General features: G+C 42.1%; 16 protein-coding genes, 1 tRNA gene and 1 pseudogene. 3 read left to right on the forward strand and 15 right to left on the reverse strand.

Annotated features, from left to right (window positions below):
- Window positions 1–37 precede the first annotated feature (37 nt).
- A complete protein-coding gene (locus tag BacF7301_RS02540) occupies window positions 38–619 on the reverse strand; it encodes an ORF6N domain-containing protein (protein WP_167959905.1) in 582 nt (193 codons plus the stop codon).
- A 121-nt stretch (window positions 620–740) separates the two neighbouring features.
- Window positions 741–824 (reverse strand) — tRNA-Leu (locus tag BacF7301_RS02545).
- 164 nt (window positions 825–988) lie between these two features.
- Between BacF7301_RS02545 and BacF7301_RS02550 the strand changes: the two genes are divergently transcribed.
- Window positions 989–2,071, forward strand: coding sequence for a mannose-1-phosphate guanylyltransferase (locus tag BacF7301_RS02550; RefSeq protein ID WP_167959907.1), 1,083 nt, complete (start codon window positions 989–991; stop codon window positions 2,069–2,071).
- Between the two features lie 158 nt (window positions 2,072–2,229).
- Here the strand turns inward: BacF7301_RS02550 and BacF7301_RS02555 are convergent, their stop codons facing one another.
- The 3 genes from BacF7301_RS02555 to rpsO form a co-directional block, all read right to left on the reverse strand.
- A complete protein-coding gene (locus BacF7301_RS02555; protein ID WP_167959909.1) occupies window positions 2,230–3,879 on the reverse strand; it encodes an AMP-binding protein in 1,650 nt (549 codons plus the stop codon).
- A 46-nt stretch (window positions 3,880–3,925) separates the two neighbouring features.
- Window positions 3,926–4,501: a helix-turn-helix domain-containing protein gene (locus BacF7301_RS02560; protein ID WP_167959911.1), complete on the reverse strand. Its 576-nt coding sequence runs from the start codon at window positions 4,499–4,501 to the stop codon at window positions 3,926–3,928.
- 185 nt (window positions 4,502–4,686) lie between these two features.
- Window positions 4,687–4,956, reverse strand: a complete 270-nt coding sequence (gene rpsO, locus BacF7301_RS02565; RefSeq protein ID WP_167959913.1) for a 30S ribosomal protein S15 — start codon at window positions 4,954–4,956, stop codon at window positions 4,687–4,689.
- A gap of 156 nt (window positions 4,957–5,112) precedes the next feature.
- Here rpsO and typA point away from each other — a divergent pair, with 156 nt between their 5' ends.
- Window positions 5,113–6,912: a translational GTPase TypA gene (typA, locus tag BacF7301_RS02570; RefSeq protein WP_167959915.1), complete on the forward strand. Its 1,800-nt coding sequence runs from the start codon at window positions 5,113–5,115 to the stop codon at window positions 6,910–6,912.
- A gap of 102 nt (window positions 6,913–7,014) precedes the next feature.
- Here typA and BacF7301_RS02575 read toward each other — a convergent pair whose 3' ends face one another.
- The 8 genes from BacF7301_RS02575 to BacF7301_RS02610 all read right to left on the reverse strand — a co-directional run bounded on the left by BacF7301_RS02575 (window position 7,015) and on the right by BacF7301_RS02610 (window position 20,047).
- The gene (locus BacF7301_RS02575) at window positions 7,015–8,589 is read right to left on the reverse strand and encodes a beta-N-acetylhexosaminidase (RefSeq protein ID WP_167959917.1); all 1,575 of its coding nucleotides are present in this window, start codon (window positions 8,587–8,589) and stop codon (window positions 7,015–7,017) included.
- 29 nt (window positions 8,590–8,618) lie between these two features.
- A complete protein-coding gene (locus BacF7301_RS02580) occupies window positions 8,619–9,143 on the reverse strand; it encodes a chromate transporter (RefSeq protein ID WP_167959919.1) in 525 nt (174 codons plus the stop codon).
- A complete protein-coding gene (locus BacF7301_RS02585) occupies window positions 9,140–9,697 on the reverse strand; it encodes a chromate transporter (RefSeq protein WP_167959921.1) in 558 nt (185 codons plus the stop codon). Before BacF7301_RS02585 ends, BacF7301_RS02580 begins: the two co-directional genes overlap by 4 nt.
- A gap of 29 nt (window positions 9,698–9,726) precedes the next feature.
- Window positions 9,727–12,219 (reverse strand): glycoside hydrolase family 95 protein, encoded by a 2,493-nt coding sequence (locus tag BacF7301_RS02590; protein WP_167967080.1) that lies wholly within the window; start codon window positions 12,217–12,219, stop codon window positions 9,727–9,729.
- Between the two features lie 182 nt (window positions 12,220–12,401).
- On the reverse strand, window positions 12,402–13,589 hold the full coding sequence (locus BacF7301_RS02595; protein WP_167959923.1) for a DUF4998 domain-containing protein: 1,188 nt from the start codon (window positions 13,587–13,589) through the stop codon (window positions 12,402–12,404).
- Between the two features lie 16 nt (window positions 13,590–13,605).
- Complete coding sequence (locus BacF7301_RS02600; protein ID WP_167959925.1) at window positions 13,606–14,862, reverse strand: DUF5000 domain-containing lipoprotein; 1,257 nt, start codon at window positions 14,860–14,862, stop codon at window positions 13,606–13,608.
- Window positions 14,863–14,895: 33 nt separating this feature from the next.
- Window positions 14,896–16,821: a RagB/SusD family nutrient uptake outer membrane protein gene (locus BacF7301_RS02605; protein ID WP_167959927.1), complete on the reverse strand. Its 1,926-nt coding sequence runs from the start codon at window positions 16,819–16,821 to the stop codon at window positions 14,896–14,898.
- Between the two features lie 10 nt (window positions 16,822–16,831).
- On the reverse strand, window positions 16,832–20,047 hold the full coding sequence (locus tag BacF7301_RS02610) for a SusC/RagA family TonB-linked outer membrane protein (RefSeq protein ID WP_245208315.1): 3,216 nt from the start codon (window positions 20,045–20,047) through the stop codon (window positions 16,832–16,834).
- Window positions 20,048–21,675: 1,628 nt separating this feature from the next.
- Here BacF7301_RS02610 and BacF7301_RS02615 point away from each other — a divergent pair.
- A complete protein-coding gene (locus BacF7301_RS02615) occupies window positions 21,676–22,539 on the forward strand; it encodes an Rpn family recombination-promoting nuclease/putative transposase (RefSeq protein WP_167959931.1) in 864 nt (287 codons plus the stop codon).
- Between the two features lie 91 nt (window positions 22,540–22,630).
- Here BacF7301_RS02615 and BacF7301_RS25885 read toward each other — a convergent pair.
- Both BacF7301_RS25885 and BacF7301_RS02625 read right to left on the reverse strand, forming a co-directional pair.
- Window positions 22,631–22,803 (reverse strand): annotated as a pseudogene (locus BacF7301_RS25885) (acyltransferase family protein); the annotation flags it as partial.
- Between the two features lie 58 nt (window positions 22,804–22,861).
- A complete protein-coding gene (locus BacF7301_RS02625) occupies window positions 22,862–24,175 on the reverse strand; it encodes a MutS-related protein (protein ID WP_167959933.1) in 1,314 nt (437 codons plus the stop codon).
- Window positions 24,176–24,288: the final 113 nt, after the last annotated feature.

The following is a 24,288-nucleotide window of genomic DNA, read 5'->3' on the forward strand; positions in this document are numbered from 1 at the left end:
CCCATTGCAGTAATCACAAGCAATCAAACAGTTGTAGTCATTCTTTGTCTTTATTCGGAATAGGGAAACCGATAGGATTACGTGGCTTGTCCGCTAACACCTTTTGAGCTTGTAACTCAGCCAATGTTTGATTGATTAGTTCCAGTTGTGTCTGGGTGTCTTCGTTGATGTCGTTATAGTCGGCAAATACTTCTTCGATGTACTCCTTCAATTCCTTGACTTCGTTTTGCAATTCATGAATCGGACTAACAGGGGGATTTAATAGCAATTGGCGAACTGCAACAAAAGCCCGCATGATACTCATATTTATTTGTATTGCTGTCTTTGAATTGAGAACACTACTAAGCATTGCTACGCCTAACTCCGTAAATACGTAAGGATTGCGCCGAATACCCATTTTTACAGAATTGGTCATCACAATTTGTGATTTCCAATTTCCCGTTTCTTCATCCGTCAACTGAAACATGAAATCTAAAGGAAAACGATCTATATTACGTTTCACCGCTTGATTTAAAACCCGGGTTTCGACTCCATACATTTCCGCTAAATCACGGTCAATCATTACCTTTTGTCCACGTATGTCGTATATCTTACTTTGTATTACTTCGAGCTGTTTCATGCTATTCTGCTTTGATATAAAAAGAGGATTCTTTTACCAAAAAGTTTCAGTTACATTTCGGCATAAAAAAAGAAAACCTTCATAAAAGCCCTTTTATTAGCTGTTTATGAAGGTTTTTTAGTACCCAGACCCGGGGTCGAACCGGGATGGAAGTGAATCCACTGGTGTTTGAGACCAGCGCGTCTACCGATTCCGCCATCTGGGCGCATACTTGATTTCTCAATTGCGGTGCAAAGATACGACATTATTTTGAATCTGCAATAGTTTGGCAAAAAAAAGGAGAAAAAAATAATAAAACATGTCTTAAACGCTTCTCTATTCAGAGAATAAACCGTACATTAGCAGAAACTTTAAAATAGAGTCACTATCATGACAAATAAGGATAATTATTGCGTGATTATGGGTGGCGGCATTGGAAGCCGCTTTTGGCCGTTTAGCCGCAAAACATTGCCCAAACAATTTTTAGATTTCTTCGGAACCGGTCGCTCACTCTTGCAACAGACTTTTGACCGCTTCCAAAAGGTGGTTCCAACAGAAAATATTCTCATCGTCACCAACGCAATGTATGCAGACTTAGTGAAGGAGCAATTGCCCGAAGTGAGCGAAGAACAGATTCTACTGGAACCGGCTAGAAGAAATACCGCTCCATGTATCGCATGGGCTTCCTACCATATCAGGGCACTAAACCCGAACGCCAATATCGTAGTCGCCCCTTCGGATCACCTGATTTTAAAAGAGGACGAATTTCTTGCCGCTATTGAAAAAGGACTGGATTTTGTTTCACGCTCGGAAAAACTACTCACTTTAGGAATCAAACCCAACCGCCCGGAAACCGGATACGGATATATACAAATCGACGAACCTGCCGGTGGCAATTTCTACAAAGTAAAGACATTCACCGAAAAACCGGAACTTGAATTAGCCAAAGTATTTGTGGAGAGTGGAGAGTTTTACTGGAACTCCGGACTGTTTATGTGGAATGTAAATTCCATCATTAAAGCAAGCGAAGAATTACTACCGGAATTGGCTTCCAAGTTGGCACCGGGAAGAGATATCTATGCTACTGACGGAGAAAAAGCATTTATTGAGGAGAACTTCCCTGCATGTCCCAACGTATCCATCGACATAGGCATCATGGAGAAAGCGGATAATGTATATGTATCTTTAGGAGATTTCGGCTGGTCTGACCTTGGAACATGGGGGTCGCTTTATGACTTGTCGGAAAGGGATTTGGAAGGTAATGTTACCCTGAAATGCCATTCACTTATCTATAATAGTAAGGATAATATGGTAGTGCTCCCGAAAGGGAAGTTGGCTGTGATTGACGGACTGGAAGGATATCTGATAGCCGAATCAGACAACGTCCTGCTGATTTGCCGCAAAGACGAAGAGCATGCCATCCGCAAATATGTAAATGATGCCCAAATGCAATTGGGTGATGATTTTATTTAGTGGATTGAATCAAAGACCGAGCGGAACAGCTCAGATTAGATAATCATATAAAAAGTAAACGGTGAACGCTCTGCAAGCAATTAGGCAGTTTGTTCACCGTTCTCTGTTTCTATAATCGAATAAAACTTTGTGTGTCTTAACTCTTCAATCGTATATGTTTAGATAATCTCTATCCCCTGCTCTTTGCAAAGTTGCAGACCCAGATCTTTCAGCCTGAACTTCTGAATCTTTCCACTGCCCGTCATCGGGAATTCGTTCACAAAGAAAACGTATTTTGGTATTTTATAGCGGGATATTTTATTTCTACAGAAGTCGCGCACATCCTCCGCCTGCATCGTCACACCTTCCTGCAAGATGATAAACGCCCCGACAGCCTCACCGTATTTCTTTGAAGGAATACCCGCTACCTGAACATCTTTCACTCCATCAAGTTTATAAAGGAACTCTTCGATTTCACGCGGATAAATATTCTCTCCGCCACGAATAATCATATCTTTGATTCGCCCGGTAATCCGATAGTTTCCATCTTCGTCTTTTATACCCAAGTCACCGGAATGTAGGAAGTTGTTGGCATCAAGCACTTCGGCGGTTGCTTCGGGATTCTTATAATATCCTTTCATGGTGTTATAGCCACGATTGCACATCTCACCTTGTACACCGACCGGACACTCTTCGCCTGTTTCCGGATCAAGCACCTTCACTTCTGTAAATTCAAAATCACGGCCTACCGTATTGCAACGTACATCGAACGGGTCGTCAATGCGGGAAGCCGTCATACCGGGAGCGGTTTCCGTCAATCCGTAGACGCTGGTCACCTTCATATACATCTTCTCTTCTACCTGCTTCATCAATTCGACAGGGCAGAGAGAACCTGCCATAATACCCGTACGAAGACAAGACATGTCAAAGAGGTCGAACATCGGATGATGCAACTCGGCAATAAACATAGTCGGCACTCCGTAAAGAGCCGTACAACGTTCTTTATGAATAGAAGCCAATACAACCAACGGGTCAAAACGCTCTACCATTACTTGCGTACAGCCATGAGTGAGGCAGTTCATGGTAGCCAGCACGACTCCGAAGCAATGGAACAACGGGACGCAGCAGCAGAGTTTGTCATCTGCCGTGAACTTCATATGTTCACCGGTCAGGAAACCGTTGTTGGCTATATTATAATGCGTCAGCATCACTCCTTTCGGAAAACCGGTAGTTCCTGATGTATATTGCATATTTACCACATCATGGCAGCCAACCTTACTTTTGAGTTCGCTCAAACGGGTATCTTCCACATTACCTCCCAACAGCAGAATTTCAGCCGTGTTATACATTCCACGATGTTTTTCCTGCCCCACATACACTACATTTTTCATGTACGGGAAACGCTCGCTCTTCAAATGCCCGCGTTCGCAGGTTTTCAGTTCGGGAAGCATGGTGTAAGTCATCTGTACGAAATCGCTGTCCTTCTCACCATTTACGATGCAGAGGGTATGCATATCCGAATTCTGGCAAAGATATTCCAGTTCGGATTGCTTATAGTTCGTATTTACAGTAACATATACCGCACCAATCTTGGCACAGGCATACAGCAATGTCAGCCAATCGGGCACGTTAGCCGCCCAGATACCGACATGTGTACCACGCTCCACCCCGATGGCGATAAGCCCTTTTGCCATATCATCCACACGGCGGTTTAACTGGCTCCAGGTAAAACGGAGATTGCGGTCGGAATATACGATATATTCTTTATCAGGAGTCTCTTCAGCCCAGTGTTCGAGCCACTGTCCCAAAGTACGGTCAAATAATTGCATGTAGTCAGGATTAATTGTTAGTGATTAATGGATAACCGCCGAGTCGTTAAATCGGCGTATAAACTACCGCGAGGATTTTGGCAGCTTGTCCCTCATAAGCATGTACGTGATGGGGAACAATAGAATCATAATAGATGCTGTCGCCTTCTTCGAGCAGATAGGTATTCTTGCCATAACTGATTTCCATGATGCCTTCCATGACCATAATAAATTCTTCGCCTTCATGTGAAGAAAGCACGAAGTCGGTATCTTCCGTCGGCATCACGTCGATAATAAACGGTTCCATGTGACGGTCTGCCTTCGACTTGGACAGGGAATGGTACTCCATATGTTTGCGGGAATGAATCGCATTATTGGAAAAACTGATTGCATCCTTGGCTTCCTTCTTACGACATACCACCGGGCCTACTTCATCCTGGTCGTCAAGGAACGTGCCCAAACGTACCCCTAGCACGCGGGCAATCTTAATGAGCGGCGCAAGAGAAGGGATATCTATATTGTTTTCAATACGATCAATCTGTTCGATGGCCAAACCGGAGCGTTGTGCCAACTCTTCTATGGTAATTGATTTATCTTCGCGGAGAGCTTTAATTTTTTCGCCGACAATTTTACTGGTATCCATATTGTAAGTATTTTAGTTATCAAAGGTGATAAATTATAATAATCCGGTTGCAAAAATAACAAATTCTTTAGATGAGCACAATTATAATCAAAGAAAATATAACTATCCGACAGAAAAAGAGGAAACTAAAAAAGCCGTTCCCCCATAACGGGAAACGGCTTTCTAAACTTTTCGCGGCAAGTGGATTACTTACGCAAACCGAGTTCTTTAACGATAGCACGATATCTTGTGATATCTTTTGCTTTCAGATAGTCGAGCAAACGACGACGTTTAGCAACCAACATTGTTAAAGCTCTCTCTGTACTATAATCTTTTCTGTTGAGCTTCATATGCTCAGTCAGGTGAGAAATACGGTAGGAAAACAAAGCTATCTGTGCCTCAGTTGAGCCAGTATCAGTGTTAGACTTCCCGTGCTTTCCGAAGATTTCTTGCTTTTTAGCAGCGTCTAAATACATAATTCTTAGAATTTTAATATAGTAAATTATTCTTTTGAGCGTGCAAAGATAGGGATTATCTTTATATCCCACAACGATTTACAAGAAAAAATTGCCGCCATTGCATATATTTCTAATCCTTATTTCGTACCTTTGCAGCCAAATAATAGGTATTATATGCAAAATATTAGAAACATTGCAATCATTGCCCATGTCGACCATGGGAAAACAACGCTGGTTGACAAGATGCTATTGTCCGGAAATCTATTCCGCGACAATCAAACAAGTGGTGAATTAATTCTGGATAACAACGACTTGGAACGTGAGCGTGGAATTACTATTCTTTCGAAAAACGTTTCCATCAATTACAACGGAACTAAGATTAACATTATTGATACTCCGGGACACAGCGACTTCGGCGGTGAAGTGGAGCGCGTATTAAATATGGCCGATGGCTGTATTTTGCTGGTTGACGCCTTCGAAGGCCCTATGCCACAAACACGTTTCGTATTGCAGAAAGCATTGGAAATCGGACTGAAACCAATTGTCGTTATTAATAAGGTGGACAAACCGAACTGTCGTCCGGAAGAGGTGCACGAAATGGTATTCGACCTTATGTTCAGTCTTGACGCCACAGAAGAGCAACTCGACTTTCCTACCATCTACGGCTCGGCAAAGAACGGGTGGATGAGTACCGATTGGCAGCAACCTACTGATACCATCACTCCACTATTAGATTGTATCATCGAAAACATTCCGGCTCCCGTGCAACTGGAAGGTACTCCGCAGATGCTGATTACCTCGCTGGATTATTCATCATATACAGGTCGTATCGCCGTAGGTCGCATACACCGCGGCACTTTGAAAGAAGGTATGAACGTATCGCTGGCTAAAAGAGACGGCAGTTTCACGAAATCCAAGATTAAGGAAGTGCACGTATTCGAAGGTTTGGGCCGTGCGAAGACAACAGAAGTTTCTTCAGGTGATATTTGCGCACTGGTAGGTATCGAAGGATTCGAAATCGGTGATACAGTTTGCGATTTCGAAAATCCGGAAGCATTGCCGCCTATCTCGATTGACGAGCCGACAATGAGCATGCTGTTTACTATCAATGATTCTCCATTCTACGGCAAAGACGGCAAGTTTGTAACTTCACGCCATATCCATGACCGCCTGATGAAAGAATTGGATAAGAACCTCGCCCTTCGTGTCCGTAAGAGCGAAGACGATGGTAAGTGGATCGTATCCGGTCGCGGCGTACTTCACTTGTCCGTACTTGTAGAGACTATGCGTCGCGAAGGCTACGAGTTACAGGTAGGTCAGCCACAGGTTATCTTCAAAGAGATTGACGGTGTAAAATGTGAACCAATCGAAGAACTGACTATCAACGTTCCCGAAGAATACTCAAGCAGGATTATCGATATGGTAACTCGTCGTAAGGGTGAAATGACAATGATGGAAAGCAACGGCGAACGTGTAAATCTCGAATTCGACATGCCGTCACGCGGTATCATCGGCTTGCGTACCAACGTATTGACAGCTTCTGCCGGTGAAGCTATCATGGCGCACCGCTTCAAAGAATACCAACCGTTCAAGGGAGATATCGAACGCCGGACCAACGGTTCTATTATCGCGATGGAAGCCGGAACGGCATTTGCTTATGCTATCGACAAACTGCAGGATCGCGGTAAATTCTTTATCTTCCCGCAAGAAGAAGTGTACGCCGGACAGGTAGTAGGCGAGCACTCACACGATAAGGATCTCGTTGTGAACGTTACCAAATCAAAGAAGCTGACCAACACCCGTGCTTCCGGTACGGATGATAAAGCCCGCCTGATTCCTCCCGTTCAATTCTCATTGGAAGAAGCATTGGAATACATCAAGGAAGATGAATACGTGGAAGTTACTCCGAAGGCAATGCGTATGCGCAAAGTGATTCTGGACGAAACCGAACGTAAGCGTGCGAACAAGAACTAATTCAAAATTAGATACTATAAAAGGGGGGGGGATAAAACTCTCCCCTTATAATGAAGTCACCCACACTACAGATGATGCAGCGTGGGTGATTTTATTTTGTCATTACTTCCGATCCACAATCTCAAAAGGCACACGTAGTGATACTCCTTTTTTCATCAGATCCATAAGATTAGGATAAAGACGTCTTTTAAATGATTCCCAACCGCGATGCTCCATTTGCGTCCACGCGGCTTCCGCCAATGCCAGTCCACGAGGATAAGTCATATAGGTCGCCCGGTTTATGTCCCGGATAGCTTCTCCCCACAGAGTTCCCATAACACCTTGAATATGCGCTTGTTCCTGCGCGGGCACTCCATATCCCGGATCAAACTGATAAGATTTTTGCAAGGTGGTGACAGGCATTCCCCAGTTATTAAATTCAGGCAGGTCACCTTTGAATTGGGGATAATCGAGGTAGGCATACTCTCCCGGCGCCATAATCAATGGATTACCATGTTTCCGGGTAAGCTCCAAGCAAGTAGGAGTCAGACCGCCCCGCCAACTGACTAACGTTACATTCTTCGGGTAGGGAAACAAATAATCATTGGCCGGCGGATAGATATTATCCAATTCACACCAAAGTATAGGAGTCTTGCCATTATCCTGCACAAATGAGAGCATACGGTCAAAGAAAGGGATCATCAATTGAGACGCTTTTTGATAACCCAGTTCTTTCATCATGGCCTGGCAGCGTTCGCATTTAGTCCAGTTCTTTTCTATGACAGCCTCATCTCCGCCCAGATGAATATAACGGGATGGGAACAAAGCAGCAATTTCTTTTATAATATCCTGGTAAATGGTATATACCTTTTCATTGTTTGCACACAACATCAGATCCACTGTTTCACCTACATTCTTGGGCAAGGTATCTGTGTGCGTACAGCCTAATTCGGGATAGGCGGCCAATATAGCTACGGTGTGTCCGGGAATATCCAGTTCGGGGATAATTTCAATATGACGCCGTGCCGCATATTTGATTAAGTCCGCAAGCTGTTCCTGTGTATAGTAATCTTTACCCACCAGTTTGGGGTGCTTTTGGATTTCTACCCGCCATCCCTGATCGTCCGTCAAATGTAATTGGAGAATATTATACTTGTACCGCGCCATTTGGTCGATATAGAATTTAATATCATCCACCGGAAGAAAATGACGGGCAGGGTCGAGCATCAGTGCACGGTGCGCAAATCTCGGCGCATCATCTATATAAACAGAAGAGAGTTTCTTTTGGGAAGTAGCACAAACATCCCCCAACAGAAGCTGATCGAGAGTCATTACACCATAGTAAACAGCAGCAGCAGTCGTTCCTTTAACAGTTATGCCTTTAGCGTTTATTTCAAGGACATAATGTTCTTTTCCTTCCATAGCAGAGTCAATCAGCAAACGAATATCTGCACGCTCTGATTCTGAAACAGGGATTTCTATCTGCATCCTGTCCCGCAAAACATCTTGCAGACTACATGCCATGAGTTCCAACTCCGGACGATTCCAATAAACCGCCGTCTTACCGGGACGAATGACAAAAGGCTTTTCTTTACTTAAAGTGATCTGATTGGGCATAGGCAGCAATGCAGAAGTTATATCCTGGGCAGGCAGATGCACAGTCAACAAAAGCAGGCAAATACAAATAAAGGTTCTCATAATAGCATCTATTTAACTAAAGAATTTATTTAATACAAGACGAGCCCGGCTAGACCTGCCAGGCAAATCAGCAGGATGGGATGAAGATGCCACTTCCACGTCACTAAGAAAGCGACCGCAAAAATGCTTATACTTTTATAGTCGATAAAATTCTCCCTATTCATCATAAGCAACGCCGCCGAAGCAATCAGCGCAACCGACATGGGAAGCAGACCGGACATGGCAGCCTTGATATATTTATTGTCCTTACATTTGGCAAAGAAGTAGGAAATAAGCAGTACCAGGATAAAAGACGGCAAACAAACCGCCACGGTAGCCACCACTGCTCCCCAAACACTTTGCGTCACCGCATAGCCAACATAGGTAGCACTATTTATACCAATCGGCCCCGGAGTCATCTGCGAAATGGCCACTACATCCGTAAACTGTTGGGGAGTCAGCCAATGATGCAGGTCTACTATCTCGTGCTGAATAAGGGAAAGCATCGCATATCCACCACCAAAACCAAACGTACCTATTTTAAGATACACCCAAAGCAACTGCAAATATATCATACCTGTTTACTTACAATTTTTTCTTTCAACCACAATGTATATACTAATCCTCCAATAATCCCTGCCAATACGATATAAACTGGCGACAAGCCGAACTGCCAAATCAGAACAGTAGCTATGGCAGGAGCAATCAACTGAAAATATTTCAACTTCAAAGCCCTTGCAGCCGAAATACAAGGAAACAGAATGAGCGCCACCACCGCAGGACGTATTCCATTAAAGATACGAATCATTATTTCATTGTCCTGAAACCGGGCAAAGAACATGGCTATCAGCATCATTATAACAAAGGAAGGAAGAATAGTAGCCAATGCACACACCAGGCTTCCACCTACCTTATATAGTTTATATCCCACAAAAATAGAGATATTTACCGCAAACACACCCGGAAGTGACTGCGTCAGAGCAAACATCTCCATAAATTCCTCTTTACTCATCCATTGTTTCGCCACAATCTCCCGCTCAATCAACGGAATCATGGCATAACCGCCACCAATCGTGAACATTCCTATTTTAGCAAATGTCACAAACAGTTTTAAATACTCCAATACCATTCTTTCTTCGTTTTCCTGCTATACTAAGTTCAGTTTTTTATCAATCCTTTAGCCACGTCATATTTTATCTGATAATCCCGTCCTTTCACTGTCTTGAAAGACAACGTCTTATCCGCATACTTTATCACACAAATTCCGCCTGCACCGGAATGAACTGTCGCTTCTTTTAATTGATTATTTTCCCATACCATATCTACTACAAAGTTACCTTTTGCACAGATACCGTCGACAGAACCATCTTTCCATGCATCTGGCAGGGCGGGCAATAACTGGATAAATCCCATATGGCTTTGTAGCAACATTTCGGTGACTCCCGCTGTTCCACCAAAGTTTCCATCAATTTGGAAAGGCGGATGTGTATCCCAAAGATTATCCATCGTTCCGTTCTTCAGTAAATTGCCGAACAATGTATAAGCGTGATTGCCATCCTGGAGACGTGCCCATTGGTTCAACTTCCAGCCCATACTCCAGCCGGTAGCTCCGTCGCCACGATGTACCAGTACCACTTTGGCTGCTTTTGCCAATTCAGGAGTAGTGACCGGAGAAACCGTATGCCCTGGATGCAATCCGAACAGATGATTCACATGGCGATGTTCATCTTTCGGATCATCAATATCCACCGACCATTCCATCAACTGCCCATAACGTCCTATTTTATAAGGAGCAAGATTAGCAAGTACATGCTCCCATTGCTTGCGTTCTTTTTTGTCTACACCCAATACCTTGCTCGCCTCAATAGCATCCAGCAGAATCTCACGCACCACAGCGTGCACAAATGTCGCTCCCTGATCAATAGGCCCATGTTCCGGCGAAGTGGAAGGCGCTGCCGTATATGTACCGTCCGGTTTATGCCACAAATAATCAACAGCAAAATCCGCACTGCTCTTTATCAAGTCATAGCCTGTTTCTTTCAGAAATTTCAAATCTCTCGTATAGTCATAATATTCCCAAATATGAGTAGCCAGCCAGGGACCTGCCATCGGATTGAAGTTCCATGACATATCCGGACTTTCCAACGGAGTGGTAAATCCGAATATATTGCCGGAGATAGAAGCCGTCCACCCTCTTGCACCAAAATAAGATTGCGCAGTCTTTTCACCCGGTTTCACCAAAGTTCTGATAAAATCGACTAAAGGAAGTACACATTCATTCAGATTAGTAGAACAGGCAGGCCAGTAGTTCATCTGGACATTGATATTATTATGATAATCTACACGCCACGGGCCATCAACATTATTATGCCAGATTCCTTGCAGGTTGGCAGGCATATTCCCCGGCCGTGAACTGGAAATCAGCAGATAACGCCCGAACTGATAATATAATTCTTCCAAATGATAATCCGGCTGTCCTTTCCGGTAATTCTTCAAACGCTGGGGAGTAGACAGATTAACCGGCTTCGCCGCAGGATTCAGATTCAACTTCACCCGGTTGAACAAAGCGGCATAATCCTCATAATGTTGGTTGAATAAAGCAGCGTATCCAAAGGAAACAGCATTATCAACCCATTGCTTCGTCGTCTCTTCCGGGTTGACGCCGATATACGCTTTCGGATCTTTAAAATCCGGATCAAAGTTAGGCTTATAGTCCGTATCCGCTGTAATGTAGAACACAACCTCATCCGCGCCCTTCACCGTCAGTTTCCCATCCACATTTGTCAATGTTCCACCTTTGGCGTCAGCCTGAATACGTACCACATACTTCATTCCATTATTATCCAAAGACGCGGAATAAACCAACCCATTACTGCCATCAGCAGCCATATTTCCTGTAGACACAGGGTTCGGAGCATAACTAAAAATCAGATTTTGTTTTCCCGGCCGGTCTGCACTAAAACGTACTACCATCACGTTTGCCGGGTAAGAAATAAAATAATTACGCTGATAAGCGACTTTATCTTTCTTGAATTGTACAACCGCCATAGCAGAATCCAAAGACAAGATACGTTTATAATCACTCATCCCGATGATATTCAATCCCGTTTCTACATAGAATTCTCCCATCGTAGTAAAGCTGCCGAAACGGAAAGGTTTTTCCCCGTCAGCTTCATATGAAACTTCACTATTAAAATTCTGCCGCGTCAACATTTCAGCCTTTTTCTGATCGCCTTCCGTAAATGCTCTCCGTATTTCATCTAAAACATGAGCCGATTGCTTATTGACATTCCAATAATAATCCGCCCCCTTTGATGTATTCGGCCCACCACGCCAAAGCGTCTTCTCATTAAAGGTAATACGTTCCGCTTCCACCGAACCCATTATATTGGCACCCAAGCTACCATTACCGATTGGCAATGATTGAGACTCCCAGGCAGCATCAGGGTTACGGGCTGTATCACCGGCTGTTTCCGGTTTACTCTCCCCTTTCCACATGTCGGGCCTCCCACCATACCATACAGCGTGTCCTTGCAAGGTATTAGGAGTATCGAACCAAATAGAGAGTCCTTGAATATAATCCGTATCTTCTGCGTGAACAACAGGCATAGCACATAAAATACAGACAAAAAGTGAATAAAGTAGTTTCATCATCGTAACATAAATTTAGGATTAATATTCTTTCTCACAATTCGTGTAAAAGTACTAAAAAAGAATCACTTTTCTGCAGAAACAGAAAAATAACTCTCCCTCTTTCGGAAACTAGAGAAAAATAGTTTTAAGAAAGAAGGAGAGTTTCCTGTGAATGACCTGATATTTATTATCTACTGATATTATTTTTTGCCCATTGTAAACTTCACCTCGCCTATACTAGCATTAGTCTTATTATTACTAGCAGTAACCATTATACGGAAATATCTTCCACTTACAGCTTGCGGCAATAAAAGAGTCTGAACGTTGGGATCTGGAGCGTTCGGAAAATCCAATTGTCCCACTTCTGCCCAATTTGTCTTATTATCACTGATACTAAACACAGCAGTTTTCAAGTCTGAATTAAAACTTGGAATGTTACGTCTATACAGTTCTATTGACATGATATCCTGTGAATTCTGCATATCAATAATAAGTTCGTGTGGCAATGGCGGATTAGCTCCCTCACCATCCCATTGTGAATGCCAAAAAGTCTTTATATCTCCATCAATGATACGATCCGCAGGTCCACTATTAGAGCTAAGCTCACCTGTCAACTCTTCTGTACTAGCTTCAACTGTCCATCCCGTGTTTTCTACATCGAAATATTGTTCATGAATTCCGCTCCAAACTTTTTCTGAAAGAACATAATAAGCAGGAAAAACCATTATTTTCTCCAACGTCGGAATATCATCGAAAGCGTCATCTGCCGGCTTAAATGTAGAAACCAACTTAAATGACGTTTTAAGGACCGCATCCGGTATGACTGTAATAGTTTCCCCTTCACCTACTTTGACTACTTTCTCCTTTCCCTCATCATTTGTATATGTTAACGTAGTTCCGGTGCAACCTTCTACCGGAACCCAATTAATCGTTACTCCGTTCAAATCTGCCGAAATCGAATTAATTCCCTGAGCAGACAGACCAGTCTGATAAGTGGAACCGTACACTTCACCCGCAATAGTTCTTACCAAAGACTCTTTACCGGTATCACTCCTCGTTATCATATTAAATATATATTTCCCTTCCGGAAGGTCAATAATCGTCGACATAGGATCCTTTATAACACGATTCTCCGGAACAGGAACTACCACAGGATTTTCATTTCCCTCCCACGTAATCACACAAGAGCTGATTCGTGGGTCGGCATTCAGATACCACTCCAACTTGACACGATTGAACCCGCTATAGGCACTCAAATCCTGAACGGCCCCGAGATAGGTTTCTTCTCCCATTTCAAGGTATTTTTCGTGTATCTCATACATATCTCCGCAAGCGGTCATCAAAAAGGCTGACAAGCCACAAGTTATATATCTTATTATATTTTTCATAATCTGACTTTTTAAATTATTCTGTTGCAGGTTGTCCCCAGAAAGTCATTTCACCAATCTGAGCGTAAGTACCTCCACTCCAGGTTTCAAGCATAAGAATTCTTACATAACGGAAATTAGGAGCTTCAATGGGAACTTCGTGCTCATCGCCGTTCTGTATATATTCAATATCTTCATTGGTTATATTCGGATTATCTTGTCCGGAAGGTTTATAACATTCGACATCCATAATCTTCGTCCAACCATCAAATGTAGGATACATGATACCATCTTTTTCCTGACCGCTATTATACATTTCGTCCGTAAGCTCCGCACAACCATAAATCACATATTTCTTCAAATTATTATGAGTATAGGTCCAAACGTTTGCATCTCCTCTACGTTGCCACATCTTGAAACGGCTTACCTTGGCAACCTGTCCCATATCGAACGTTATACACCGACCAGGGGCAGGGTTATCACTATTAGTAACACTATGGAAACAGTCTGTGTTATTATTACCCTGCCAGATATTTCGTATCGGCAGACCGCCCATCGCTTCACAATCACCGGGCAAACGTGTCGGAAGTTCTTTAAATTTCGACTTGTCAAGTTCCTCTTCATACAAAGGATTGCTTTCCAGCTCCAACATCTCGGAATAATTATCCCAACGGTCACGAATTCTGTATCCTAACGTGATGGGTTCAGCAGCCAATCCCCGGATTTTAGCTTGCCCTTCCACTATACTGGAATAGAAATTCTCCAAAGAAACCCATTCTCCGTTTTCCTTTTTGGTAACTTCCAGAATAATATTCTGTCGAGTCGGATTTTTCCACGTCAAACTCACTCCTCCAAAACTATCAGTAATCTTGAGTGACTCATAAATATATTCTACAGGAGGAGTTAATGGACTGATAGAAACGGTTTTCGGTTCAGACTCGTTCTGGCTTTTGTCTACACTCTTCAAAAAGATATTATAGTCACCCACCTTTCCGAATCCTTCTACGATCAAGCTATCTACATAAGGAGAAGCTTTTGTGGTTCTTTCCACCCCATTAATCATATAAGACGCCACAACACATAAAAGATCGTCATCTTTCGGAGGAGTATAACGAATGATAGCTCCTCCATTAATATTCTCCACCTCTATATTAGTGGGCAATCCCGGTGCTACACTGTCGGTAGCATTGAGACCAATCTTTTCGTCCTGTCCACATCCTGCCAGGCAGAGCGTACCGAGCAATGTGACGAACGCATATTTCACAAGCTTTGATATATTATTCATATTTCTCATATTTCCAGTCATTTTAAATTATGAACATCATAGTTACCACCCCGGATTTTGTACCAGGTTCGGATCTTTTAATATTGTTTCCAGTTTTAACGGCCACAAATAATCCTTATAACTATACTTTGAGCGTAAGTAGATAGTGGTTACCCTATAAAACTCCTGGGCAGTCTCTCCCTGAATATGCCACCCTTTTACTTCGCGGGGAAGTTCTTTTTTCCAACGACGCAAGTCCCAGAAACGTTTTCCTTCACCGGCCAATTCATTCAAACGTTCCATGCGAATGATTTCACGCATACCGTTTTTCGTATTAGGCTTATCCGGGGACTTGGAATATTTACTCCACGACTCTTTTACCCCCTTCAACCCTGCACGTTCGCGAACCAAGTCCACGTAATCATATACATCTTGTGCTGGTGATTCCTGCGATTCATTCAAAGCTTCCGCATACATCAGATACAAATCAGCAAGACGTATGATCGGGAACGAATAACGATAGGGAGAGAAACCGTCTTTTGTCAAACCAGTCTTATAGCTACATACCTTTTTATTCAAATATCCCGTATATGAATGGTCTTCCGAAGTCTGGCGCCCTGATACCTCCTTCGCCCGAAAATGATAGAAAGCAAGATTTGCCGGCTCATCATTCGTATAACCATCTCCATACCATGTTCCACGGTCGAATGACAATGAAGCATAGAAACGCGGTTCACGGTTCAAGTGAAGATAGGCTGTTTGCTCTCCTATCTGAAGGTAATATTTATTATTTCCCTCATCCGGGATAGTGGTAATCTCATAGCGGTTAGGATAATTAGCCGTCCAGAAATCACTGTTATCTTCAGAAATAGGCACACCATTTGAAGAATAGAATGCTTCGGCTACTGATAAAGTTGGCCCTAAGACAGAACGCGCGTCATAGTGGCTCCCCTTCGTATGTTTAGCCATTGCAACCGTCTGCAATCCGTTAACGTTCCGAGTACTTCCCCAAATAATTTCTTCATTCCATTTTTCTGTGACAGCCTCACCGATATCCAGCAGTTTGCGTGTTGCCGCAGAAATACTATTGATCGGCAAAGAGAAAGTATAAAGTTTCTCGTGACCATTTTCTTTTGCACAATTTATCGCTTCAAGCGCTGCGTCTGCTGCCAATTTCCATTTACTGTTATCAACCTGTGTCGGGAACAAATGCCTGCCCTGATTATCTTTCACATTAATATAATCCGAATTTCCATTAAACAAAGGGCTGGCAGCCAATAATAACAATTGTGCTTTTACTGCTTTTGCAATTGGCTGGGTGATGCGCCCCATCTCCTGTCCCGGATCTGTGATCTTTGAAGGCAGATCTTTATATGCTTCATCCAGCAGGTTAGAGATATAAGCCACTACATCATCCACCGACTCGCGATAACGCCTTACTTCATCCTGTGAAGCATCTACCGCAATATTAGTATCCATGATAGGAATAGGGCCGTAAAGCATAAACAGGTAATAATGATAATAAGCTTTGAGGAATTTTACTTCTGCAATCCAACGAGTACGTTCATAATTCTGCAAATCGAGAGGTTTGTTGATATTTTCCAAGAAAATATTACAATCGCGGATAGCTACCCAAAGATTGGTTCCCCCATTTCCTCCATCCCAAAAATTCTGGTAGGGGTCATTATTATTTTGTTCACCGCGGCCTATTTCCCATGCGTTGAGAGAGATACGCTGATCTATAAAACCGGTTCCTTTAGGCATTAACCAATGTTCATCACCTGCCAAAAAGCCAATGGAGCCACCCTGATCCCATGAAGGCAGGTAACTATAACAAGTATGTAGAAACTTAAATGAATTAATGCGGTTGCTGAAGGCATTATCCATGCTTGGAGTACCTTCGGGCACTATATCTAGGTAATCACTACAAGAAGTGCTACACAGCATGGCAGCAATCACGAGTGATATGGATATGATTATTTTTTTCATATAACATGTTTTAGAGTGAAAGTTGAATACCTACATTAAATACTCGTTGAACAGGATATCCCAAACCGTTGTTCCCCATTTCCGTATCCCAAATCTTGAATTTGGAAATATTGAACAAGTTCGTCCCGCTTACGTAAATACGCAAGTTTTCCAATTTAGCTTTACTGGTCAGCCGTTTTGGAAGTGTATAGCCTATTTCTGCCGATTTCATACGCAAGAAAGTACCGTCACGCAACCACCATGTACTCGACTGGTTATTATTACTGATAGCCGTATCCGACAACCGTGGCCAGAAAGCATACATATTCTGGTTGGACTCGCTCCAATGATTATTGGCGATAACCTGAAGCAAAGCATTGTTAGCCTGTTTTCCTCCCAATTCGTTGTCCGGGTCATAAGGCTGGGCAAACGGAGTGATACGCAAAGGGTCAATAAAGAAGGAGGAACGTGCCGATCCCTGGAAGAAGCAGTTAAAATCAAACGCTTTATATCCGACAGAAAAACCGAAACCATAAATAATTTCCGGCGTAGTCGGATAACCGATAGGTACAATATCCTGCTCGTCGATGATTCCGTCACGATTGATATCTTTATATTTGATATCTCCGGCCGTATATTCGCCAAATTGTTGTTTCGGAGAGTTTGCCACATCTTCATCATCAACAAACAAACGTTCGGCTATGTAACCATAAGTCTGGCTCAGCTTAGAACCAATTTTACTTCTCCATGGAGTAGCCGAGTAGTCAGGTTCTTCGTATTCAGAAAATTCACTGCTAGCGTATGTGAAGTTACCTCTGACAGTAGTCCACCAATTTTTATTGAAGATATGCGAATAATCCAGAGAAATATCGACCCCATGTCCTTTAGCCTCACCGATATTTGCCCGGATAGGCGCCTGGAATCCCATCAAACTAGGAATATCGGCACGTTCTTGCAGAATATTCGTTCTTCTTTCTTTAAAATACTCCGCCTGAATCTCCAGGTCATTGAATAATTTCAGTTCAAATCCCACATTCATTTTATGAGAAATTTCCCAACCAATCTTCGGATTGGCATAGCGGCTGATAGAAATACCGTTATAACCTTCGTCAAAGTTTGTTCCGAAACTCATTCCCCTACCGGAATTATTCATATTTACTTCAGACAAATAGAAGAACCGGTTGTCATTATTAGAAATATTATCATTACCGACTAATCCGTATGAACCTTTCAACTTAAGCATATTGATAACTTTGGAAATTGGTTTGTCCGCCCAGAATTTTTCATTGGACACAACCCAACCCAAACCTCCCGACGGGAAGAATCCCCAACGATGACTCTTGTCAAAACGTTCGGAACCGTTGTAACCGAAATTAAACTCCGCAAAATAACGGTCGGAGAATCCGTAAGTAAAACGTCCTGCTAATCCCAGATTACGGGTAGGGAGTGATTTCTGCAAAGTGTTTTCATTGCCGCTTTTCCCTTCACGTACTGTATAAACCAACATACCACTGACATTGTGTTTTTCAACAAACGTCCGGTCATATGACAACGACGCTTCCAAATACAGGGAACTGCCTACTTTTTTACTTCCCGGAGAGTATCCTAGATAATCTGTACCCAAATCCGGATTTAGAGCAGAGAGAGTGTATTCATCTTTTGTCTTATCATAACTATCCAAGGCATAATAGAACGGAGTATAAGAACGTTGAAGGTCATAATATGAAGTTCGCGTGACATTTCCCAACAAACGCCCTTTCAAGCCTTCGGTTATAAAACTGAAATCTTGCTTCAGCTCCAACTGGGCAAGTATAACTGTGTTTTCATATTCTTTATAACCGCGTGCCATTTCAGCATATGGATTCAAGTAATTTGCACTAGTTCCATAATTACCGAACATAGGATGATTGGTATATTGGTTAGCTGCATCCGGAGCATACATGGCAGGAAAAAGAACCGGACTTGCTTTAATAGCCTGACTGTAAACCTGCGAACCGCCCTGTATCGGGCCTTGATAACTATCAAACGTACCGCTCACGCGCACTCCCAACTCGGTTGTTTTAGTCAGATTGATATTAACATTCGAACGTACCGTATATTTATCCAACTTAATATTATTATCAAAAAGGTTACTGGGAACCTGTTTCAAGATACCATTATCCCGCGAATAAGACAATGCTACATAGTAACGGGCTACACGGCCACCACCGCTAAGGCTCATGTTTCCGCGATAGTTAGTTGTGAAATCTTTGAATAGCATATCCTTCCAATCTACCATTGGATAAGCCATCGGATTCAACCCTTTTTCGCGAGCAGCAATCGCGCTTTCCAGATAAGGTAATGCACCATCCGGATTTCGGGTTCTCACCGCCTCATTATGAAGTTTCATAAACGTCAGCGGGTCAGCAATTTCAACCTCTTTGGAAGGAGCGGAGAACGAACTTTCTACCCTGAAAGATAATTTCATTTTACCTTCCGTACCTTCTTTTGTCGTTACAAGAATAACGCCATTAGCACCACGCGCACCATAAAGCGCAGTAGCGGTAGCGTCTTTCAGAATGGAGAAACTGGCGATATCATCGGTATTCAATCTTGCCAAATCTGATGAAGTCAATTCAATGTTATCAATCAAAATCAACGGGTCGGCTTTCCCTGTTCCAAATGTCGTCACACCACGAATAAAGAATTCGGCATTATCCTCACCCGGTTCTCCACTTCTTTGATAAGCAACTACACCCGCCAACTTTCCGGCAAATCCGGTAGTAAGATTACTGCTAGTAGTTTTTAACTCCGCCGGTTTGATAGTGGAAACGGAGCCTAATACAGACTCTTTCTTTTGTTTGGCAAAAGCTACAATCGTGACATCTTCAAGTGCAATACCTCTATCTTCTTTCATCGTCACAACACGAAAGACATTTAAGTCTTTAGGGTTGAACGGAACAACTTTCTTCTCATATCCAATGTAAGAGAATTCTATATTTTTCGTGTTTGCCGGTACTTTCAGTACATAATTTCCGTCCAGGTCTGTAGCAACTCCGATACTGGTTCCCGGAATAAAGACACTGGCACCAATAATCGGTTCATTGTTAAAATCCAATACAACTCCTTTAATCGTATAGGTCTTGCCTGTCTGTTGTGGTGATGCAATATCCTGTTTGGCGTGAAGGGAAGGTAAACAAATACCATACAAACAAAACAGGATCAATAATCGCAGTATTCTTCCACAATTTTGTTTTTCATTCATCATAGAAATTAAAAGTGTTAACAATTCATTCTTATGCTTTTCGATAAGCATGAATCTGGGTTAATTAAAGGTTTTCAATAAATTAAGGATAGCACTTTCATTGATGAAAATTACTATCTTCATAAAAGCATTCATTTTTTCTTTGCCAGCATTTGTTATTAGTTTATAATCTTGTTAAAGGTGTTACACCGACAATACCCAAATAGATGGCATTTTCTATCTGATGAATCACATTCGGTTCTTTCAAAAAATCCCACTACCCGGTACTACATTTTGTTGTATCGATTGTAGGAGCTTGGGGGTATGTTAAGTTTCAAATAATACATCGTAGTACAAGACTTACTCAATCCCCGGACAAAAGCACTCTTTTTCCCATAGATTGAATATAAAGAACAAGATAATATAACCTGGTTATACTGTACCAAAGAAGGTAAACTGTGTTGAGCTGTACTGTTCATAGGATATAAGGTCTTTTTAAATTTATCGCTACACTAAGTTCTACTGAAACTTAGTGATAAAAAAAGAATACATATCAGAGGGGTGTTAAATGGAGAAAACAAAGACTCTACCAAAGATAATTATAAAAAGCGCATAATATATAGATACAAAATCACTCTACAAACGCTTATAAGCAAACAGAATTATTAACAAATCATTTCATCAGATCAAAATATTAAAATAGATAAGCTCCTTTTTTATATTTTCCCGACTAAATAATAAAAACATTGCTTAAATATATTGCAATTACAAAAAATACCTATATATTTGCAGCGTATTACAATTATTATTGCATACAAACTAACATATTAGTTCATCTTACAAAACGAATCACTAAGTTTCAGTAGAACTTAGTAAATATCTGCTCTAAAGTTTCACTATTATAATAGAATGTACCCACCCTTTCATCAGCAGTAACTAATGAAAATTGATTCATAAAGATGCAGAAATGAACTAATCTGTATTAAGATGAGTCTAATGTAATATTCATGCTACTATAAAGTTTAAAAATATACAAGTATCTGCAACGCTGCAACAAAACGGGGGCAATGAACTAATAAATAGATAGTTACAGCGTTGCAGATACCTGTGGCAGATGGTGGCAGATATCCCTTATCTGCAACACGTATCGTGTAGTTACGGGCAGATATCCCCTTAAGGAAAAGCCGGAGGCATTACATTGATGTCAGTATCCGCATAGGGAAACTGGAGTATCTATACTCAGAAACTCCAATTTCCCTACGCGGATACTCTCGTTTCCATACGCGGATACTGCAATTTCCAGCCTGGGAACGGGAGTTTTGATGTAGGGAACCATTGTTTCATATATATGATTGTACCGTTTGCAATAAAAGATTTATTGTTTTATACAGTGTGGCAGATAAAAGACATCTGCCACCATCTGCAACAGGTATCTGCAACGCTGTAACCATCTATCTATTAATACATTACTCCCGTTTTGTTGCAGCGTTGCAGATACCTGCACACTTTTAAACTTTATAGTAGTGAGAAAATCACATCAATTAGCTCAAAACCCGTGCAGAAATGAATCAAAATTTTAATATGATTATCTTAGTCCCATTAATTATCCGTATATTTGCACTATTCAGTTTTCAAAGATATATAGATTAACAATGAGATACTTAGACCCCAAAGCCGACCTGACGTTCAAACGTGTTTTCGGCGAGCACCCCGACTTGGTGATGAGCTTGCTAAATGCTTTGCTACCACTTTCCCCCAATCAAGAAGTGACTGATATAGAATACCTTCCTGTCGAGTTGGTGCCGGACAACCCGTTACGCAAGAACAGCATCGTTGATGTTCGTTGCCGCGACAATTACGGCCGCACCTTTCTGGTGGAGATGCAAATGATATGGACGCCCGAATTCAAACAGCGTGTATTGTTCAACGCCTCGAAAGCTTACGTGCGGCAGCTGGACGCCGGCGAGCAGTATGAGCTCCTGCAGCCCGTATATTCGCTGAATCTAGTGAACGATATCTTCGAACCGGAATTGAATGACGAATACTATCATTACTACCGTTTGGTGCACGTGGAGCATACGGACAAGGTGATAGAGGGATTGCATCTGATATTTGTGGAGCTTCCCAAGTTTACTCCACATAGCTACAGCGAGAGAAAAATGCAAGTGCTGTGGCTGCGATATCTAACCGAGATAAACGAACGGACCCGTGAAATCCCCGCAGAACTGCTTGCCAGTCCTGAACTTAAAAAAGCTGTTAATGCCCTTGAGGAATCAGCTTTTACGGATGCACAATTGGCTGGATATGAAAAGTTCTGGGATATTATAAGCGTAGAAAAAACGCTTTTAAACAGCGCAGAACGAAAAGGTATGGCAAAAGGTATGGCAAAAGGTATGGCAGAAGGTATGGCAGAAGGACACAAAGAAGTAGCTCGTAATTTAAAAAAAGTCGGAATATCGACTGCAATCATTATGCAGACTACCGGTCTATCGGAAAAAGAGATTGAAGAACTGTAAACTGCACCGTTATGAGCTAATTCTGCTATGTGGATTATCTAGTTTCATTCATAGGGGGCATGATAAGATCCCAAAAACGAAAGCCAACCTATACTTCGTAGTCAAACTGATACAAAACAGTGTTAAGCCAGGGTAAATTCAGGCGGTGTGCCAAAACAGAAAATACCGGTTGAAAAAGACTAAAAGAAAAAGGTCGAAGTCTCGTAAAATATCAAGTGAGGCCAAACGTCCGGAAGGCGTGGGGGGGGAAAAGGGGGTGTTCATAAAATAGTATCTGATTATAATTAGTTACGGTTTGAAAGCGGGGTAAAGATACGATAAATCAAGAGTATTTCAAATCAGACAATAGCTTTTTCACTACCCAATACCCGACTCTGGCTTCCGAAATGCCCTTCAGTAGGCGATGAGGACAGACAAAAGTATCATTTACAATTTCCGCTTCCATATAATAGAAACAGCAGGAAGGGTCTTCCTCAAACGTTTTTGCATACTCCAGAATATGTGTCGATATAAGAAAATGGCAATGAGAAAAATTCTCCAATAATCCATTGACGGCAACCGAAGCTTCAATAGCATCTTTTGCATTAGTCCCGCGAAACATCTCATCCAGCACTACCAGACAACGTTTCCCTGTCACAGCCTTTTGCATTACTTCTTTTATACGGAGCACTTCGGCCATAAAGTGGCTTCGCCCGTCCCGCAAGGAATCCGGTAAATTAATTGAAGTATAAATACCTTCATAAAGAGGGCAAATCATAGATTTTACAGGAACAGGCAAACCGCAATGCGCCAGCCAAACAGATAGCGCCAATGCCTTTAAAGTAGTTGATTTACCTGCCATATTAGAACCTGTAAAAATACATATATTTCCCCGTGACATCTCCCAACTATTCGTCTGCCCGTCTTTCACAAAAGGGTGAACAACTCCTTCCACCGAAAATTCCATCGTTTGCACCATCGTGGGAGTATAGCAAAAATCCTTTTCTTTTGCTACCCGATGAACTGTCCGGCAAGCATCCAATAAATAAACAACAGACAATAATTCCTTTAAAGATTGCAGCCGGACACACCGGAACAAATAATCATACTTGTCTATTGCATAATTAGACAGCCGCTTTTCTTTGCCGTAGGTCTGCGCCAACACTTCTTCCAATTCACTCCCGTGCAGAATACCATTGATCATACTGACAGATTCTTTCATTAATTGTGGGGCGTCTTTGTTCAGTCCCGTTGCCCATTTTTCTAAACGATGCAGCAAATGAACCACCAGCTTTACTCCTCTACAAATCACATAGCGTTTAGAATCATGTCTCAATAAACGATCAATGATAGTAGCACAAGAAAGCAGAACATTCGCCTTCCGTATCCCGTCACAATATGACAGATAATATTCAATAAAGTCCAATTCTTCTTCCTGTAAAAGAAGCTCCGGCAAAGCTCCCCACGCAATAGCTTCCTGGCGCTTACGAATTGTGTCCAAATCGCTTAGCGGATGCATCATCCATTCCAAGACCAATAACTTGCCTTGTTTTGTTTCCGTTTTAGAAAACAAAGAATAGATGACCTGCTCATTACTTGCGCTCTCTGTAATGCTCAGGTCTGCATAGGTCTGTTTATCAGTATCCAGGTATGTCATACTATTATTTCAAGATTAAAATTCGACATCATCGATGTATAACAAAGATACAGAAATTTATCAGTTACACTTGAAAATATCACTTAATAATAGACAATTTTCAAGTGTAACTG

The sequence above is a fragment of the Bacteroides faecium genome (assembly GCF_012113595.1).
In the GTDB taxonomy this organism is placed as follows: Bacteria; Bacteroidota; Bacteroidia; order Bacteroidales; family Bacteroidaceae; genus Bacteroides; species Bacteroides faecium.